The 16,609-nt window shown below is 72.0% G+C and carries 12 protein-coding genes and 2 pseudogenes; 6 read left to right on the top strand and 8 right to left on the bottom strand.

Features of this window, described 5'->3' with window-relative positions; translation table 11 throughout:
* Positions 1-41 precede the first annotated feature (41 nt).
* From FF36_RS22620 to FF36_RS22595, 6 genes are read right to left on the bottom strand one after another with little or no spacing between them, the layout of a single operon-like run.
* Positions 42-1,658: a glutamine synthetase family protein gene (locus FF36_RS22620; protein WP_277912966.1), complete on the bottom strand. Its 1,617-nt coding sequence runs from the start codon at positions 1,656-1,658 to the stop codon at positions 42-44.
* Entirely contained in the window at positions 1,655-3,883 is a 2,229-nt protein-coding gene (locus FF36_RS22615) for an IucA/IucC family protein (protein ID WP_044887160.1), read from the bottom strand. The genes FF36_RS22620 and FF36_RS22615 overlap by 4 nt, the downstream gene beginning before the upstream one ends.
* Positions 3,880-5,502 (bottom strand): lysine N(6)-hydroxylase/L-ornithine N(5)-oxygenase family protein, encoded by a 1,623-nt coding sequence (locus FF36_RS22610; protein ID WP_044887159.1) that lies wholly within the window; start codon positions 5,500-5,502, stop codon positions 3,880-3,882. Before FF36_RS22610 ends, FF36_RS22615 begins: the two co-directional genes overlap by 4 nt.
* Positions 5,502-7,493 (bottom strand): IucA/IucC family protein, encoded by a 1,992-nt coding sequence (locus FF36_RS22605; RefSeq protein ID WP_044887158.1) that lies wholly within the window; start codon positions 7,491-7,493, stop codon positions 5,502-5,504. Before FF36_RS22605 ends, FF36_RS22610 begins: the two co-directional genes overlap by 1 nt.
* Positions 7,490-9,082, bottom strand: coding sequence for a pyridoxal phosphate-dependent decarboxylase family protein (locus tag FF36_RS22600; protein ID WP_044887157.1), 1,593 nt, complete (start codon positions 9,080-9,082; stop codon positions 7,490-7,492). Before FF36_RS22600 ends, FF36_RS22605 begins: the two co-directional genes overlap by 4 nt.
* Positions 9,079-10,518 carry a diaminobutyrate--2-oxoglutarate transaminase family protein gene (locus FF36_RS22595; protein WP_044887156.1) on the bottom strand — a complete coding sequence of 480 codons (1,440 nt, stop codon included), beginning with the start codon at positions 10,516-10,518 and terminating at the stop codon, positions 9,079-9,081. Before FF36_RS22595 ends, FF36_RS22600 begins: the two co-directional genes overlap by 4 nt.
* 478 nt (positions 10,519-10,996) lie before the next feature.
* Between FF36_RS22595 and FF36_RS22590 the strand changes: the two genes are divergently transcribed.
* Both FF36_RS22590 and FF36_RS35040 read left to right on the top strand, forming a co-directional pair.
* Positions 10,997-12,544, top strand: a complete 1,548-nt coding sequence (locus FF36_RS22590; protein WP_044887155.1) for a type III PLP-dependent enzyme domain-containing protein — start codon at positions 10,997-10,999, stop codon at positions 12,542-12,544.
* A gap of 608 nt (positions 12,545-13,152) precedes the next feature.
* Entirely contained in the window at positions 13,153-13,620 is a 468-nt protein-coding gene (locus FF36_RS35040; protein ID WP_055406242.1) for a hypothetical protein, read from the top strand.
* Positions 13,621-13,769: 149 nt separating this feature from the next.
* On the opposite strand, the gene FF36_RS22580 is transcribed toward FF36_RS35040, so the two are convergent.
* Positions 13,770-14,297 (bottom strand): NUDIX hydrolase, encoded by a 528-nt coding sequence (locus tag FF36_RS22580; RefSeq protein ID WP_044887153.1) that lies wholly within the window; start codon positions 14,295-14,297, stop codon positions 13,770-13,772.
* 357 nt (positions 14,298-14,654) lie between these two features.
* Here FF36_RS22580 and FF36_RS22575 point away from each other — a divergent pair, with 357 nt between their 5' ends.
* Together FF36_RS22575 and FF36_RS35545 are read left to right on the top strand one after the other, a co-directional pair.
* Positions 14,655-14,951, top strand: coding sequence for a hypothetical protein (locus tag FF36_RS22575; RefSeq protein WP_044887152.1), 297 nt, complete (start codon positions 14,655-14,657; stop codon positions 14,949-14,951).
* Positions 14,948-15,094 carry a hypothetical protein gene (locus FF36_RS35545; RefSeq protein ID WP_157866960.1) on the top strand — a complete coding sequence of 49 codons (147 nt, stop codon included), beginning with the start codon at positions 14,948-14,950 and terminating at the stop codon, positions 15,092-15,094. The genes FF36_RS22575 and FF36_RS35545 overlap by 4 nt, the downstream gene beginning before the upstream one ends.
* A gap of 197 nt (positions 15,095-15,291) precedes the next feature.
* Here FF36_RS35545 and FF36_RS22570 read toward each other — a convergent pair whose 3' ends face one another.
* Positions 15,292-15,576, bottom strand: a complete 285-nt coding sequence (locus tag FF36_RS22570) for a hypothetical protein (protein WP_044887151.1) — start codon at positions 15,574-15,576, stop codon at positions 15,292-15,294.
* A 50-nt stretch (positions 15,577-15,626) separates the two neighbouring features.
* Between FF36_RS22570 and FF36_RS41100 the strand changes: the two are divergent.
* Positions 15,627-16,083 (top strand): annotated as a pseudogene (locus tag FF36_RS41100) (transposase); the annotation flags it as partial.
* A gap of 80 nt (positions 16,084-16,163) precedes the next feature.
* Positions 16,164-16,609 (top strand): annotated as a pseudogene (locus FF36_RS36460) (hypothetical protein); the annotation flags it as partial.

Raw genomic sequence — 16,609 nt, 5'->3', positions numbered from 1 at the left:
CCCGTGCGTGGGCGGCGGCGGGCCGCCGGCGCCGGCTCGGCTCAGAAGCGCTCGAAGCCGCGTCGACGTTCCCAGTCGGTGACCGTGCTCTCGTACGCGGCCAGCTCGACCTCAGCCGCATGCGCCAGATGGGCGACCACCCGGTCACCGAAGGCGGCGCGGGCCACCGCGCTTGACCGCCACCGCTCGACGGCGTCGCGCAGCGTCGCGGGCAGCGGCGTGAGTCCCGGCATGGTGAACGCGTTGCCGATCCGGCCGGGCTCGAGCGCCAGCCCGTGCTCCATCCCGAACCGGCCGGCGGCGATCATGCCGGCCACGGCGAGGTAGGGGTTGGCGTCCCCGCCGGGCACGCGGTGCTCGATGCGCAGCCCCGTCCCGCTGCCGACGACGCGTACGGCGCACGTCCGGTTGTCGCGCCCCCAGCTCACCCCGGTGGGCGCGAACGTGCCGGGGGCGAGCCGCTTGTAGGAGTTGACGTTGGGCGCGAACAGCAACGTGAAGTCGGCCATGCAGGCCAGCTGGCCGGCGACGAACGAGCACATCAGCGGCGACATCCCTGCGGTGTCGGATCGGCCGGCACCGGCCGCGGCCGCGAACACCGGCTCGTCCCCGTCCACCCCCCGCAGGGAGAGGTGGACGTGACAGGAGTTTCCCTCGCCCTCGTCGTACTTCGCCATGAAGGTCAACGCCTGCGCCGACGCGGCGGCGATCTTCTTGGCGGTCGTCTTGTAGAGGGCGTGGTTGTCGCACGCCTGGAGCGCCTCGGCGTAGCGGAACACGATTTCGTACTGGCCCGGATGGACCTCGCCCCGAGCCGACTCGACCGCGATCCCGGCGTCGGCCATGGCCCGCCGGATGCGGCGGGTCAGATCGTCGAGTTCCTCGGTGCCGAACAGTGCGTAGTCGATGTTGTAGCGGCTGGCCGGAGTAAGCCTCGACCAGGAACGCCGCGCCGCCCGTTTGTAGGACTCGCGGAAGACCAGGAACTCCAGCTCGGTCCCGACGAGGGCGGTGAGTCCGGCGGCGGCGAGCGCGTCGAGCTGGCGGCGCAGCACCGCTCGGGGGGCGACGTCCACGGGGGACCCGTCGGGCCAGGTCGCGTCCGCCAGGACCACCGCGCAGGACGGGCGCCACGGTGCCCGGCGCAGGCTGGTCAGATCGGGTCGGAGTCGAAGATCGCCGAAGCCGTCATACCAGGGAGTGCGCGGATAGCCGCCGTCGGTCTGCATGTCCACGTCGACGGCGTGCAGGTAGGTGCACGCCCCCATCCCGTCGGCGAGCACCTCGCCGGTGAAGTGGTCGGGGGACACGGCGCTGCCGACCAGCCGGCCCTGCAGGTCGACGGTGGCGACGACCACCTCCTCGACGGCGTGGTCGCCGGTCAGCAGCCGGTGCAGAGCCTCGACGCCCGCCGCCTGCGGATCGGTCAGGGCCTGCGGATCTGCCAGCGCCTGGAGATCTGCCAGGGCCTGGGGGTCGGCGTCCGCCGATCGCGGGCCGGCACCGTCGCTGGTACTGGTCCGATCGGGTGGCGATGCCGGGGCGGCGGGCTGCGGCGGTGCGGGGGCGGGCGGGTGGCCGGCCGGTTCGGCCGGGCTCGGCCGCTCGGCGGGCCCCGCCGAGCGGGCGGGTGGTATCGGCGCTGGCAGCGACGTCACTGGTCCTCCGTTCGTGCCATCGAAACCTCGGCCTGGGACGCCGGCCCGTGGGAGGTCACCGCCGCCACCGGGTTGGCCACCTTCCCGTGCATCAGGTCGAACCCGCCGTCCCGGTCCGCCCGGTCGTGGAACCCGGCGCCGGCGAGCTGCTCGCGGTTGAGGCAGACCCGGTCGAACCGCGGCGTGAGCAGATCGATCTCGCGGAAGCGTTCCCCCAGCTGGGGGAACCGCGCGTGATAGCCGTCGACCGCCGCCCGGACCAGCCGCCAGAACTCGCCCTCCTCGACCTGCAGATGATCCGCCGCGAGCACGGAGAAGTAACGGAAGTGGCCGGCGAACACGGCGGAGAGCACCGAGTGGGCCAGCAACGGCCCGGGCCAGCGGCGGCAGTGCGCGGCCGCCTGCGTGGGCATGCCCGCGCGTTCGGGAAAGTCGCCGTCCACCAGCTCGATGTCGGCGCCGAAGTCCTTCACCGCGATCCGTCGGGGTAGCTGCTCGGCGTCGAAGATGCAGATGATGTTCTCGCCATGCGGGGTGAAGGCGACCCCGTACCGGTACAGGTAGTGCAGCAGTGGCGGCAGCAACGCGGTGAAGAGGGCGCCAAGCCAGTCGCGGGCCGACTGGCCCGATCGGGCCACCAGTTCGGCAGCCAGGGACCGTCCGTCCGACCCGATCGTGAGCAGCGACGCGAGGCTGCGAGCCTGCTCCCCGTCGACGAGATGCCGCTCCACCGGATCGCGCCAGATCACGCCGAGCAACTCGTGCAGCCGGTAGGGCGCGCCGGGGATGGCATCGTAGGCCCGGTGGCCGACGGCGGCGCCGGCCACCTCGGACAGCGGCAGCACCCCCGTCACCTCCCGCAGGAACGGATCGGCGTCGCGCAGGTCGAGCAGCCAGCGCGACACTGCCGGCCCGGCGGCGGCGTCCGCCGCGGACATGCCACGCCAGACCAGGGTGTTGCGGATCATCAGGGCAAGCTTGACGTTGCGCCGCTCCGGCCGGTCGATGTTGGCCAGCGTGCGGACGGCCTGCAGCGGGAGGTACCGGTCCGGTCCCTCGCCCAACGGGACCAGCAGACCCGTGGCGAGCTCGGCGGCGAACAGCGGGACGATCACGTTCTCCCACTGCCATGGGTGCACCGGCAGCCAGACGTAGTCCTCGGCCGCCGCTCCGACGGCCAACAGGCCCGGCTCGCTGGACGGGTCGGGCTCGCTGGACGGGTCGGGCTCGCTGGATGGGGCGCGGCAGCTGGATGGGCCGAGGTCGGTGAGCGGGCCGAGGTCGGTGGACGAAGGGGGTGCCGTGGGCGTTGGGAGGTGGCTGGCCTGGGCGGCGGCGTCCCGCGGTGGTGCAGTGGCCACCAGGGCACGGGCGAGGACGTCGGCGAAGCGGACGCGGGTTTCGGTGTCTAGCTCCGCGCGGACCAGAGCTGCATTGCCCGACTGGTCCGCGGCGGCCCCGTCCGGTAGGCCGGGACCGGTCGAGGCGATGTCCCAGTACCGCCCGATCGCGGGATGCGCTGCCACCCAGCGCAGGCGGAAGGGCGACCGGGCCTCCGGGGTGTATCGGCTGGCGGCCGCGCCGAAGCCGAGGCGTCCCTTGTTGGCGACGAGGCAGGGATGGCCCGACTGATGTCCTTCCAACGCGACGAAGGGCAGGCGGGCGAGGAGGGCCGCGGGCGACGCCGTGGCCAGAAGGTGCTGATCGGCCGACTGGGTGGCGAGCAGGTCGCGCACCACGTCGGCGAGGACCGGATCGGGCCATCCGAGTAGGGACTGCGCATCCCGCAGGAACCGCACCGGGTCGTCGGCGGCAGCCTCGTCGATCCGCCCTTGGCCACGCGGGTCGACCGGCCGGCGGTCGTCCGGTCCGCTCGGGGGAGACAGGATGGTCCCCTGCCCGTCGACCGGCGGGGCGGTGCGGGTGAGGCTCGCGGGATCGATCCACCAGGATCCGAACGTGCCCCGCCGGGCGCGAAATCGGTAGACGGCGCCGGCTGTCACCAGCCGGTGGGCCAGCGCGGGTCCCCGGCCGATCGGGGGATGCTCCGCGAGGTCCGTGTCACCGGTGTAGTCCTCGATCTGCGGACTGAGCAGATCCTCGTAGGCGAGTTCCGCGATGAGCTTGGTCAGCAGTATGCGACCGGCCTGCCGCCAGCGGTCGGCTGACCCGCCCGGCCTCGCAACCGGCGGCGGGGATCCTGCGGCAGGTGGGCGGAGGGTCACCGGTCGGCCTCCCCGAGCATCACGGGATGCCGCCGTACCCCCCGATCGGAGGCTGCATCCCGCGCGCCGTCGGGTTCCCGACGCCCCCCACCATCCGCCGCCGGGGAGGCGGCGGCGCTGCCGGGCCCGACATGGCCCGTCGGCGCTGTTGTCGCCGTGGCCCGCGGTGCGTGGTGGGACCCGCCCGTCCGGGGAGGGGCACCGAAGGTCGTGAACGCCGAAGGCGGCGGCAGTCGGTATGCGTGTCCTCCGGTCAGGTCATCGAGGATGACCGCGGCCCGCCAGGCACCCAGGCCGAGATCGGGGGCACCGACCCCGTGGGTGTGCAGCTCGGCGTTCTGGACGTAGAGATGTCCGGTCACGCTGGGGTCGGTGGCGATCCGGTAACGGGCGTCGATCTGGAACCGACCTCCGTCGTCGAGAGCCAGCAGCCCGACCATCGGATCGAGCAGGGCCGGGCGCCGAGCGGCGTATCCCGTGGCCAGCACCACCGCGTCCGTGGTCAGCGCAAAGGCCCGGTTCTGATCATCGTGGCGGCAGTCGAGCACTGTCTCTCCCCGCTCGCCGTCCAGCGACGCCGACTGCACCGACACCCCCGGCAGCAGCGTGACCGCCTCGTCGCCACCGTCGATCGTCCGTTCGTAGAGCAGGTCGTAGATCTCTGCGATGGTGTCCGCGTCGATCCCCTTGTAGAGCTGCCACTGCGCCGGGACGAGCGCGTCCTTGCGGCCCTGCTCCAGGCCGTGGAAGTAGCGCACGTAGTCGGGGGTGAACTGTTCGAGGCCCAGCTTCGAGTACTCCATCGGCGCGAAGGCTGGGGTGCGGGTGATCCAGGTCAGGTGCTGCGCCGCCGTCTGCTGGTTGCGCAGCAGGTCGGCGAACACCTCGGCGCCGGACTGGCCCGATCCGACCACGGCGACGTGGGATAGTCCGGCCAGGGACGTGCGCCGCTCGCGGTAGTACGCCGAGTGAAACACCCGGTCACCCGCGACTCCCGCGAAGGCGGGTGGCATGGTCGGTTCGGTGCCGATTCCGAGCACCACATGCCTCGCGGTCACCACCCGGGTGGACCAGGTGCCAGCCCGGTCGGAGGGCTCTGCGTGCGCCGTCGCAGCAGGCGGGGCCGTCTGCCTGACCACGAGGCGAAACAACCCGGCGTCGGGATGCCAGCGGACCGCCTCCACCCGGGCGCCGAAATGGGTGGATTGCAGGCCCTCGGCGACCCACCGGCAGTAGGCGTCGTACTCGCGGCGGGGGATGTGGAAGCGTTCGTAGAGGTAGAAGCGAAAGAGCCGGTCGTGCGCCTGCAGGTAGGACAGGAACGACCATGGGCTGGTCGGATCGATGAGGGTGACCAGGTCGGCGAGGAACGGCACCTGCAGGGTCGTGCCCTCCAGCAGCAGGCCGGGGTGCCAGGTGAATGCCGGCGCCTGCTCGAAGAAGGCGGCCCGCAGACCGGGGAGGCCGTCGGCCAGTGCGGCCAGTGACAGGTTGAACGGCCCCAGCCCGACCCCTACAACGTCGTAGTCCGGTGCCTCCGGATGGGGGAGGCCGGATGCCGGCACCGTGACCGGGGTCCGCGGCGGCTCGTCGCGGGGTTCGGGCGGGATGCGGGACATCACGGGGCGGCCTCCAACAGCGGGTTCGGAATCTGTACGTAGACCGACTGGGTGGCCACCGGTCCGATCAGCTCGTCGCGGCCGTCCACACAGGTGCGCAGGTTGCCCTTGCTGGGCAGGGTGGCGGCCGTCAGGAGGGTGTCGAGTAGCCGGCGGCGGACGGCGGGTGGCCCGGCCGGGCTGTGGTCCGATCGGGTGTCTGAGGCCATCCGGGACAGCAGATTGCGTGCTCGCCCGAGCAGGCGGTGTTCGTCGGCGACATCGGCCGCGCCCAGGGCCCCTGCCACGGCGAAGACGTTGTTCACGAACAGGTAGTAGATGATGCGTTCCGCCACCAGTTCGTCGTCGAAGATCGCGTCGAGGCCCATGGCGAAGCCGGGTAGCAGGCGTTCCATGGCTGCGGCGGCCGAGGCGGCCACGTAGTAGCCCTGGCTGTCGCGGTACCACCCGGCCACCGGCCAGCCGTCGGTGTCCAGGCTGATCAGGGTGTTCTGCAGATGCGCCTCAACGCCCACACCAAACCACAGGTACAGGTCGAGCACGGGCGCTGCGAGCACGCTCAGGTAGCGCCCGAACCAGGTCTCGGCGAGCTCCTGGGGGGATTCTCCCCGGCGGTCGGCCAGCCGGATGAGCAGGCGGGGGAGCATCGCCGCCCGGGACCGACCGCGGCTGTCCGCCGCCCGATCGGGCCGGGGCGCGATCAGCGCCGCCAGGCTCATCGCCCGATCGGTCGGGCCGAAGGGGTTCGTGCGGATGGCGGTCTCCAGCCCCACCACGCCGTTGCTGCCGTCCGAGGACTCGCCGAACGTCCCGGCCGACCGGGGGATGCCCAGCCGCTCGGATCTCCCGGATGGTGGGGACCGGTCCGCATGGGTGACCGCCACCCAGTCGGGCTCCCCGATGAGGTGGAAGTCCGGATGTCGGGCGGTGAGAGCGGCACCGAGGCCCGCGTCGACCAGCCTGGTGATCATCTCTGCCAGTCGAAGCTCCCCGAGATGCAGGACCCGGCGAGAGTTGGTGATCCGCAGGCCCAGGGAGAGCTTGAGCATGACCCGGCGGTCCGGCCGCCAGACCGTGCGCAGGGACGACGTCGGATACCACAGCGGGCCCGACTCGCCGAGGTCCACGAGGCGGCCGTCGGCGAGCAGCCGGGCAAGGGGGCTGTCCGCGCGTTCGGTGAGTTCACGGGCCTGCCACGGATGGGCCGGCACCGGAACGTAGCCGGGTGGAAGGCACCTGTCCGGCAGACCGCCCAGGTCGGCGCCGGTCGGTGCCGACGGGCCTGCTCCGATCGGGCGGCACCCCGCCGCCTCGCTGTGGGCGGCACCGCCGCCGTACAGCTCGGTCAGCAGGCGCGTGACCGGATGGCGGCCCGCCGGCGATGTCGCCGTGGGGCTGCGCTCGGCCGCTGGGGCGACCGACGTCGACACCACCGAGGGATGAGCGGCGAACCAGTGCAGCGCGAAGGAGCCGGCCCGCTCGGGGGAGTAGGCGGCCATCGCCCGGTCGGAGGCCCCCTGCCGGCTCATCGCGGCCGGGTGGAAGGGATGGCCCGTGAGCGACGCCTGCTCGGCGGCGAGGAACGGGGGGACGGCACTCGGGTGCCCCTGTGTCCGACGGGCGTCGAGATGGGCGGCGATCCGGCAGGCCGAATCGAGGATCCGGTCCAGCGCCTCGGCCCCGTGGGCGGCGGGCAGCCCCTGTTCCGCGGTGATCTCCCGGACGAGGAGCGCGGCGAGCAGGCCGGCGTCGACGGCCGACGGCGCGCCCGCCGGGGAGACTAGCTCGGGCTGGGCGAACCGGTGCCACCCGGACGGCGAGCGGTGGGTCATCGTCGCCCGGACGGACAGGCCCGACGCCGGCAGCTTGACGTCGATCGCGCGGGCGCCGGCGGCCGGCAGCGCGCCGGTCTCCCGAAGCCAGCAGCGCAGGAGAGTCTCGGTGACGAGATCATCAGCGATGGCCGCAGCCGTGGGCTGGTCTCCGGTCACGAGGCGCTCCCGATGCCACCGCCGTCCGCGCCGGCGAGTTCGTCGCCGATCGCGGCGATCAGGCGGAGCAGCGCGTCCACGTCGGCTTCGGTGGCGTCGGGATTCAGCAGGGTGAGCTTCAGGTGCACGGCCCGATCGGGTCCCGCTCGGGTCCGGCCGACCACCGCGCGCCCGTCGAGCAGCAGCGTGCGACGGATGTCCGCGTTGAGCCGGTTCAGTCGATCGGTGGTGCAGTCCGCCGCCGAGCCGGTGGCGCCGGCCTGCGGCCGGTAGCGGAAGACGACCGTGCTCAGCGTGACCGGAAAGGCGGCCTCGAGGCGGGGATCGGCGAGGACGGTCCGTTCCGCGTGCCGGGCGAGATCGTGGCAGGCGTCGACCAGGGCGCCCAGCCCGTCGCGGCCGAGCGCGCGCAACGTCACCGCGATCGGGAAGGAGTCCGCGCGGCGGGTGGTCCGCAGGGACCGGTCCAGGAGGCTGGGAAAGCCGGCGGCCTCGTCGTCCTCGGAGCGGAGGTAGTCCGCATGCGCGGCGCGCAGGCTGGGCCACTCGTCCGGACGGGGCGTCAGGAAGACGCCGGCCGGAGCCGGCTGCCAGCCCAGCTTGTGCAGGTCCAGGGACACCGAGTCGGCGAGCGCGAGCCCGTCCAGGTGGCCGGCCAGCCGGTCGGAGAACAGCGCGCCGCCGCCGTATGCCGCGTCCACGTGCAACCAGCCGGACGAGGTGAGATGGCCCGTTCCGGCCGGTGCCGCCGGGGGTCGCCGCCCGCGTAGCCGGCGCCGGTGCTCCTCGACCGCAGCCGCGATCTCGCGCAGCGGGTCGACGGCCCCGGCGTCGGTGGTGCCCGCGGTGGCCACGACGACGGCCGGGCCGGGGTACTCGGCGAGCGTCCGTCGCAGCAGGTCGACCCGCATCCGGTCCTGGCCGTCGGTGGGGATGGTGGCCCCCGGCGGGGCATCGAGGCCCAGCACCGCGGCGGCGCGGTCCACCGACAGGTGCGCGGCAGCCGAGCGGAACACGCGCAGCCGCCCGTTCGGCCCCGCCGCTTCCGTAACCCCACCGGCTGTCCCCGCGGCCCCCGGGCGGGCGGCATCCCGGGCGAGAAGCAGGCCCATGAGATTGGACTCCGTGCCGCCGGTGGTGATCGTGCCGGTGGCCCGATCCGGGTCGAAGCCGGCCAGCCCGGCGAGCGCGGCGACGACCTCGGTCTCGATCGTGGTCGCGGCCGGGGCCTGATCCCAGGAGTCCAGGGACGGGTTGAGGGCGCTCACGGCGAGGTCGGCGGCGACCGCCACGGGCAGCGGGGGGCAGTGCAGATGGGCGGCGCACCATGGGTCCGCCGGGTCCACGGACCCGGCCGCGAGGGCCTCCACCAAGCCGGTGAGCGCGGCCGTGGCGCCAATACCGGTGCGCGTGAGCAGGCTGGTGCGGTTGGGCGATACGCCGAGGGCGGCCTGGATCGCCGCACGCACTCGCGCGGGTCCACCGGCCGGCAGCGGTCCGCCGCGCCGACGCCGGCCCTCGGCCAGCGCGGCGAGGGTCAGCCCGACGAGCTCGTTCAGGCCCCGCCGGGGCTCCGGCGCTTCGCTCACGTGGTCGGACGCCCGGTGGCGTCGGCGGTGAGCCGCCGCACGGCCGCATCGGCGGCGTCGGCGAGGATCGCCAGGGCGCGCTCGCTCTCCTCCTCGCCGATGATCAGGGGTGGTAGGAGCCGGATGACCGCCCCGTGCCGCCCACCGAGCTCGATGATCAGTCCACGGCGGAGGCACTCGGCCCGGACCAGGGCAGCGAGCCGGGGATCGGCGGGATGCGCGCCGACCGCGTCCGCCTCGATCGTCGGATCGACCAGCTCGGCGCCGAGCATGAGCCCCCGGCCGCGCACGTTCCCCACGTACGGACGGTCACGGGCGAGATCCTCGAGGCCGGCCAACAGGCGGGAGCCCAGGCGGGCGGCGCGTTCGTCGAGTCCGTCCTGGCGCACCCGGCGCAGGGTGGCACGGCCGGCGACCATCGCGAGCTGGTTGCCGCGGAAGGTGCCGGTGTGCGCGCCGGGCGTCCAGACGTCCAGCTCGGCCCGGTAGGCGATCACGGCCATCGGCAGTCCGCCGCCGATCGCCTTGGACATCACGAGGATGTCGGGGGTGATCCCGCTGTGCTGCGCGGCCCAGAACCGTCCGGTCCGCCCCACCCCGGTCTGCACCTCGTCGAGGATGAACGGGATGCCGCGCCGGCGGGTGATCTCCCGGATGGCCCGCAGCCAGCCGTCCGGCGCCGCGACCACGCCACCCTCTCCCTGGACTACCTCCACGATCAGTCCGGCCGGATCGGTGACCCCGCCGAGCGGGTCATCCAGCAGCCGTTCGATGTAGCGGATGGAGAGTTCCGCACCGTCCGGACCGGCGGCGCGGCCGGCCGGGGATCCCACCCCGAACGGGCACCGGTACGGGTAGGGAAAGGGCAATCGGACAACCGAGGCCGTGGCCGGCAACGGGTTCTTGACGGCGACGTTGCCGGTCACGGCCAGCGCGCCCGCGGTCATGCCGTGGTAGCCACCGGTGAACGCGAGCATGGTCTGGTTTCCGGTCGCCGTCTGGGCGAGCTTGATAGCCGCCTCCACCGCGTCGGCCCCGCTCGGACCGCAGAAGTGCAGCTTGACATCGCTGCCCAGCCCCGGTGGCAGGCAGGCCCGAAGCTCCTCGGTGAACGCGTCCTTCTCGGGGGTGGCGAGGTCCAGGGTGTGCAGGGGGGCGCCGCGGGAGAGCGCCGCGGTGATCGCCTGGACCACGTCCGGATGGTTGTGGCCCAGGGCCAGAGTGCCGGCACCGGACAGGCAGTCCAGGTAGCTCCGGCCGTCCGCGCCGACGACCGTGGCTCCGCCCGCGCGGACCGGCACGATCGGGAGGGTGCGCGCGTAGGTTCGGGCGGACGACTCCCGCTCGCGCTGCCGCGCCAGGATGGCGGCGGGATCCCAGGCCGGGGGGACCGGGTCGATGCTGGTGCTGATGCCGTTTCGAGCGGAAATCGTCATTGCGGGCGACTCCCTTTCGAGCGGACCGTGTTCAAGGAAGCCTAACCTAACTCCGCGGCGAGCTGTTGCTCCGCGCAAGGATACGGTCGCGTCTGGCACCATCGGCGGATCCCTCCATGGTCCGCCTGGATGCCCTGCATCGTCGTGGAATTGCTGCTCCTGAGGCCCTCCCTGGCTCGGGCCCCCGCCATTCGGGCAGTGTCCGAGCGCACACCCGGGGGTGGACTCTCCGGCTGGCATGGTCGTGTCTGTCTTGGGACGTGGCTGTGCCGTCGGTGCGTGGCCCGATTCCGCCCCGCTCAAATGGGCTGATCACCCCTGCGCCCGGGCCGCTGCGGCCGTCGTCGCCGGAGGAGCGCGGAGCCGGGTCGACCACGCATTCGGCATTTTATTGCGCGGAATACGCCGCATTCGTCACTGTGGGAACGGCGTGGTGGTCCGATCGGGCGATGACCGGGCCCCGGGGAGGAGGACTCGGATGGACCTGCCGCCGTCCGCGGCTCCGCTGCATGCCCTGCCCGCGGAGCGCCTACCCCTCGCGGTGCTCGCGGCGGTGCGCGATCGACCGGCGGGGACGGCGGAGATCAGCGCCTACCTCTACGACCCGACCGTCGCCGCGCGCAACGCCGCCGCGCTGCGTGCCTGCCTGCCTGGCTGGGCGGCACTCTGCTACGCGGTGAAGGCCAACGGCTTCCCGCCGGTCCTCGACGCGCTGCTGCGGGGCACCGGCGCAGGCCGTTCGGGTCTGGCCAGGACGCACCCCACCCTCCTGGGCGCGGACCGGTCGGCCGTCCCCGGAGTGGGCCAGGAGGCCGCCGCCACCGGCGCGGACCGCGGGTGTGCCGTCCCCCGTCTGGACCTGCCGTCCGCCGCTTCCGAGGCCGGCGAGGACATCGTGGTCCCCCGACTGGACCCGAACGCCGTCGTCCCCGGTCTCGGTGGGGTGGACGGTTTCGAGGTCTCTTCGGTGCGTGAGATGCGCCTGGCCCTGGCGACCTACGGCCGAGTGGCCGCCGCCCGATCGCCCTACCTGGTCGCGTCCGGCCCGGCGAAGTCGGTCACTCTGCTGACCGCGCTGGTCGAGTCCGGCGTGTCCATCGTCAACGTCGAGAGCCCGGGTGAGCTACGGCGGCTGGAGGCTGTCGCGGCGCGGCTCGGTCGGCGGGTCACCGTGGCGGTGCGGGTGAACCCGGCGCGGGTCTCCCTCACGGGCTCCCTGCAGATGGGGGGACGGCCGAGCGCGTTCGGGGTGCCCGAGTCGGAGGTGCCGGCCGTGCTGGATCTGGCGAAGCGTCTGCCCCATCTGGACGTGGCCGGATTCCATGTCCACGCGGTGTCGGGCAACCTCGACGCAGCCGCCCATCTGGACTACGTCCGCTGGTGCCTCGGGTTCGCCGAGCGCACGGCCGCCGACGCCGGGATCGACCTGCGGGTGGTCGACGTGGGTGGGGGACTTGGCGTGCCGTTCGAGCCGGACCGGCGCGGCGAGCGGCCCTTCGACCTGGACCGGTTCGGGGAGGGCCTCGCGCGGCTATCGGTCCCAGCCGGCGTCGATGTGATCTTCGAGCCGGGCCGGCTGCTCGTGGCCGACTGCGGCTGGTACGCCGCCGAGGTGATCGACGTCAAACGCTCCTACGGGACCGATTTCGTCGTGCTGCGCGGCGGCATCCACCATTTCGCCCTGCCGACCTCCTGGGAGATCGTGCACAACTTCGCGGTCGTGGCGAGGTCCCATCCGAGCGGCGCGGAGAAACAGAAAGAAGCCGAGGACGTCGGGGGCGCGGGAGAGAACGGGGGCGTCGACACGACCGGACGTCCGGTCACCGTCGTGGGCGAGCTGTGTACCCCGGAGGACACTCTCGCGCGCGACATCACGGTCGGATCGGTGCGGCCCGGCGACGTCATCGTCTTCCCGCTGGCCGGAGCCTACGGCTACGAGTTCGCGCTCGCGGACTTCCTCGGCCATCCTCGGCCGCGCCGCATCGTGCTTGCGACATCGGCCGACGGCGGTCCGCAGGGCGGGTGACACGGGCGGTCGCCGGGGTCTCGCGGCGGGGCCCCGGTCGGACCCGTCGCAGACGAACGTCACCGGGCGCGGGACGGGCGGGATGCCCGGCCGAACCCGAGCCCCGACGCAGGCGTCCGCTCCACCGCCGGTCCCCTGCGGTCGATGGGGAACCCAGGGGAGGACCCGTGTCTATCGCGTCCGGCGGACGGGCAGCAATGTCGATGGCTGTGCGTGTTAGTCGGAAGAATGGTAAATAGGCTGTTTTGTCTCCACGCAACGCAATGGCTGCAAAATTCTCTATGTACAGACAACGCGACTCGGCTAGACTTGTCCTGGTCGCATCCAATGTGGTTGCCGGGCTCGATCCACCCGGTCGGCCGCGGATGACGGCCGACTACCGCCGGCGTGTGGTGAATTATCGTCCGGGCCGATCAAGCCGACCAGTCCGTTCCGTCTACCAAGTATGAAGGTGGTCTCCTCTTCGGTTACAGCCTGATCGGCTGCTTTCGGTGGTTCCTTGGTCTCGGCCTTCTGGTCTGCTGGTCGTGTTCGCCCGGCGTCGCGTCGGTGATCCGTGTGGTCGTGGCAACGGCCGATCCGAAGCCGGTTGTGCGGGGGGAATTCTCATGCTTTCGTTTCTGCGTGGGCGCGTGTCCGGGCATCGGTACCGAACCGCCGTCCCCCTTCTTCTGGGGGCCGTACTGCTCGGTGCAGTTCTGGGTGGCGGTGGCTATGCGTATGCGTCCGGCACATCTTTCGACAATCCCTGGGTCTTCCGGGCGACGAACCAGGCGAGCGAGGGGCTGCGCATCCAGTCCACCGGTGGGCCGAACGGTCAGCTACTCATTGTGTACGATAATTTTAACCAGCCTATCTTCGCCGTCAACAAGGCGGGCGGGGCGAGCGTGTTCGGCGACAACTTCAACGTGCACCAGGGCGGTGACATCTTCCATCCCTGGGTCAGACTGAGCGTCGTCGATCCGCGGCCGGCGGACTGCGTGACCACCGGTCAGCTCGTCATCGGCGGATCAGCCACCTCGGGCGGTCGGATCTGGCGATGCGTCGTCGGCCGTGGCTGGCTCCCCGTGCTCTGACGTGTATCTGGCGGAATTCCCGTCCGCCCGGTGGGCTGCATCGACGGAGGCATCCCGGTACCCACCTTCGCCGCCCGGCGGGCTTGCTGAATTCGGCGGTGTCCCGAGGGTCCATGGCGGGTGACCCGGAGGCTGGCCCGGGCCGGCGTTCACGGTTCATCAAGGAGCAGGGCCATGACGCCGACGAGGGTGGCGCTGCTCACGATCTTTCGGTGGCGGATGAGCTCGCCGATCTCGCCGAGCGGTATCCATTCGATGCGATCCGACTCGTTGCGTTCCGTGGGCGGTCCGGTGAACGTGGCGGAGTCCGCCCGGAACACGAAGTGCTGCGCGTCGGTGATGCCGTTCGCGGGCTGCGCGTAGATCAGGGGCCGCAGCGGCCCCGGGCGCCAGCCGGTCTCCTCCTCCAGTTCCCGGGCGGCGGCGTCGATGGGTTCCTCGCCGTCCTCCACCAGACCCATCGGCAGTTCCCAGCCCCAGGTGTCAGTGACAAACCGGTGCCGCCACAGCATGAGTACCCGCCGCGACTCGTCCAGCAGCGAGGTGATGGCGACATCGCGCAGCCGGACCACGTGATACTCCGCCCGCTGCCCGTCCGGCTGCTCCACGTCGAGGTAGGCGAGGTTGACCCAGGGCGTCTGGAAGACGGACCGCTCCTGATGAACCCGCCACTTCATGAAGGCTCCCTGCTCGTGCGACAACTGACCGTCCGCCGTCCGCCGTCCGCCGTCCGCCGTCCGCCGTCCGCCGTCCGCCGTCCGCCGTCCGCCGTCCGCCTGCAGCCGGACGGCGAGGCCGTTTGCTCGATGCGGGATCGGATCTGCCGCTCCGCAGGGACGGTGGCGGTTTCCCCTGCGCCGGCGTTCTCGTCGAAGGGGTCGCGGTGGAGGCCGCCATCGATCCAGATCGGTGGCGGCGGATTCGACCGAGCAAAAACATCAGGCGCTTCCGTGCCCCGGGTAATTCGGCGCCCTGTCCTCACCTACGGTGCGAACCGATGTTATCGTCTACGCGTAGACGCCGGGAGGATCCTGATGACTGAGCCGGTGAAGCGGCGGCGCTCTCTGCTGGGTGATGCTCTGCCAGCACGAACGTTCGACCAAGGGGTCGATCTTGAGGTTGCGGAGTGGATCCTGGGAGCCTTGACCGCCAGGATCTCCAGTCTGCTGGCTGAGGAGCCGGACGAGACGGTGGCGCAGAGTCTCCGGGCGGAGCGTGCCGCCCTGGCCGCCGAGCGGCGTCGAATGATTGCCGGGGGCCCGTCTGCAGTCGCCCGGGTGCTCCAGGAGTACGGACCGCGGGCTAGGCAGCTCCGAGAAGAGCGGCAGTGACCGAGGAGTTCAGGCTCGATCCGAAGAGCCACCAGGAGATTTTCGTCCACGAGATCGTTCCCGAACTGCTCGCGGGGGCGCGGTGGCAGGAGGTTCCGATCGTCTTCCTGCTCGGCGGCCAGCCTGGGGTCAATGCCACGTAGCCTATTTTGATCATGTTCGGTTGAGGGTGTGGATCCTGGCCGTCGCTGGAGCGTGATGGCGGATGCTGGCGGCCTCGCCGGGTTTTTTGACGCGGTAGTTGTTGTGGCGGGCGCGTTTCACCGCGCGGGGGCAGGTGCGTTCACGGCGGTCGGGGATCAGGAGCCGGGCGAGGTTGGACAGGTGCTTGGGAAGGTGGTCAGTCCAGTCCTGAGGGGGGAATGTCCGCCGTCCCGGTGGCGGTACGGCGGATCAGGCGGAGGGCCTTGGCGAAAGAGATCGAGTCCGGGTCGAGGTCCGCGGCGGCGGACGCCTGCGCGGTCAGGTCACTGATCGCATGGTGGACGATCAGATAGGACCAGATCTCCTGGTAGACCAGGTCCGGAAGACGGGACCGTAGGACTCGCCCGGGGCCGCGGAGATGGGTTTTGAGCTGGTTGTTGACTCTGCTGCTTAATTCGGCTGGGTGTCGTGGGTGCGGCATGATCTCCTCTGCGGTCCGGGTCGCCTCGTGGGCCGCGGGAGGTGGGGCACATGTCGTTGCAGCCGAAGGGGCTGCCCGAGATCCCGGCGCAGACCGTGGCGGTCGCGCGGGCGGCGTTCCCGCGGGGGACGCCGGCGATGCGGCTGCGGGACCGGCTCGCCGAGGTGTTCGTCGATAAGCCGTTCACCCCGGCGTTCGGCCGGCGGGGGGCGCCGGGTCTGCCGCCGGCGGTGTTGTCGCTGGTCACGGTGCTGCAGTTCACCGAGAACCTCACCGACCGGCAGGCCGCGGCGATGGCGGTCCGCGCGATCGACTGGAAGTACGCCCTCGGCGCGGAACTGACCGACACCGGGTTCGACGCCACTGTGCTGTCCCGGTTCCGGACCCGCCTGGCCGACCATGGCCTGGAACGGGTGGTGTTCGACCGGCTCGTGGAGGTCTGCCGTGAGCGGGGCCTGATCGGCGCCGGTGGCCGGGCGCGCACCGACTCCACCCATGTGATCAGCGNGGTGCGGGACCTGAACCGGACCGAGCTNGCNGGGGAGAGTGTGCGGGCGGCGTTGGAGGCCCTCGCGGTCGCGGCCCCNGACTGGCTGGCCGACACCCTGAACGTCGACGAGTTGGCGCACCGCTACGGCGAGCGGGTCAACGGATGGACGATGCCGTCGTCGACGGCGGCCCGGGACCGCCTCGCGGTGGTGTTCGGCCAGGACGCGCTCGCGGTGTGCCGGGCGGTGGGCGCGCCCACCGCACCCGGCTGGCCGCGCGAGATCCCCGCGGTGGCGTTCCTACAGCAGATGCTGGTGCAGACCTACTACCTGTCGACCGACAGCCGGGGACGGGAGGTGATCGTGAAGCGGGACGCCGACCAGCAGGGTGTCCCGCCCGGACATCGCCGCTTGGCCTCCCCCTACGACCGCGACGCGCGGTGGGCGGCCAAGGGCGACGACCTGTTCTGGTGCGGCTACAAGGTCCACCTCACCGAAACCTGCGACCCTCCCACCGAAGCCGAAGCCGAAGCCGAAGCCGAAGC

This window comes from Frankia torreyi (assembly GCF_000948395.1).
Lineage (GTDB): Bacteria > Actinomycetota > Actinomycetes > Frankiales > Frankiaceae > Frankia > Frankia torreyi.
This window is presented reverse-complemented; position numbering and strand designations above follow the sequence as displayed.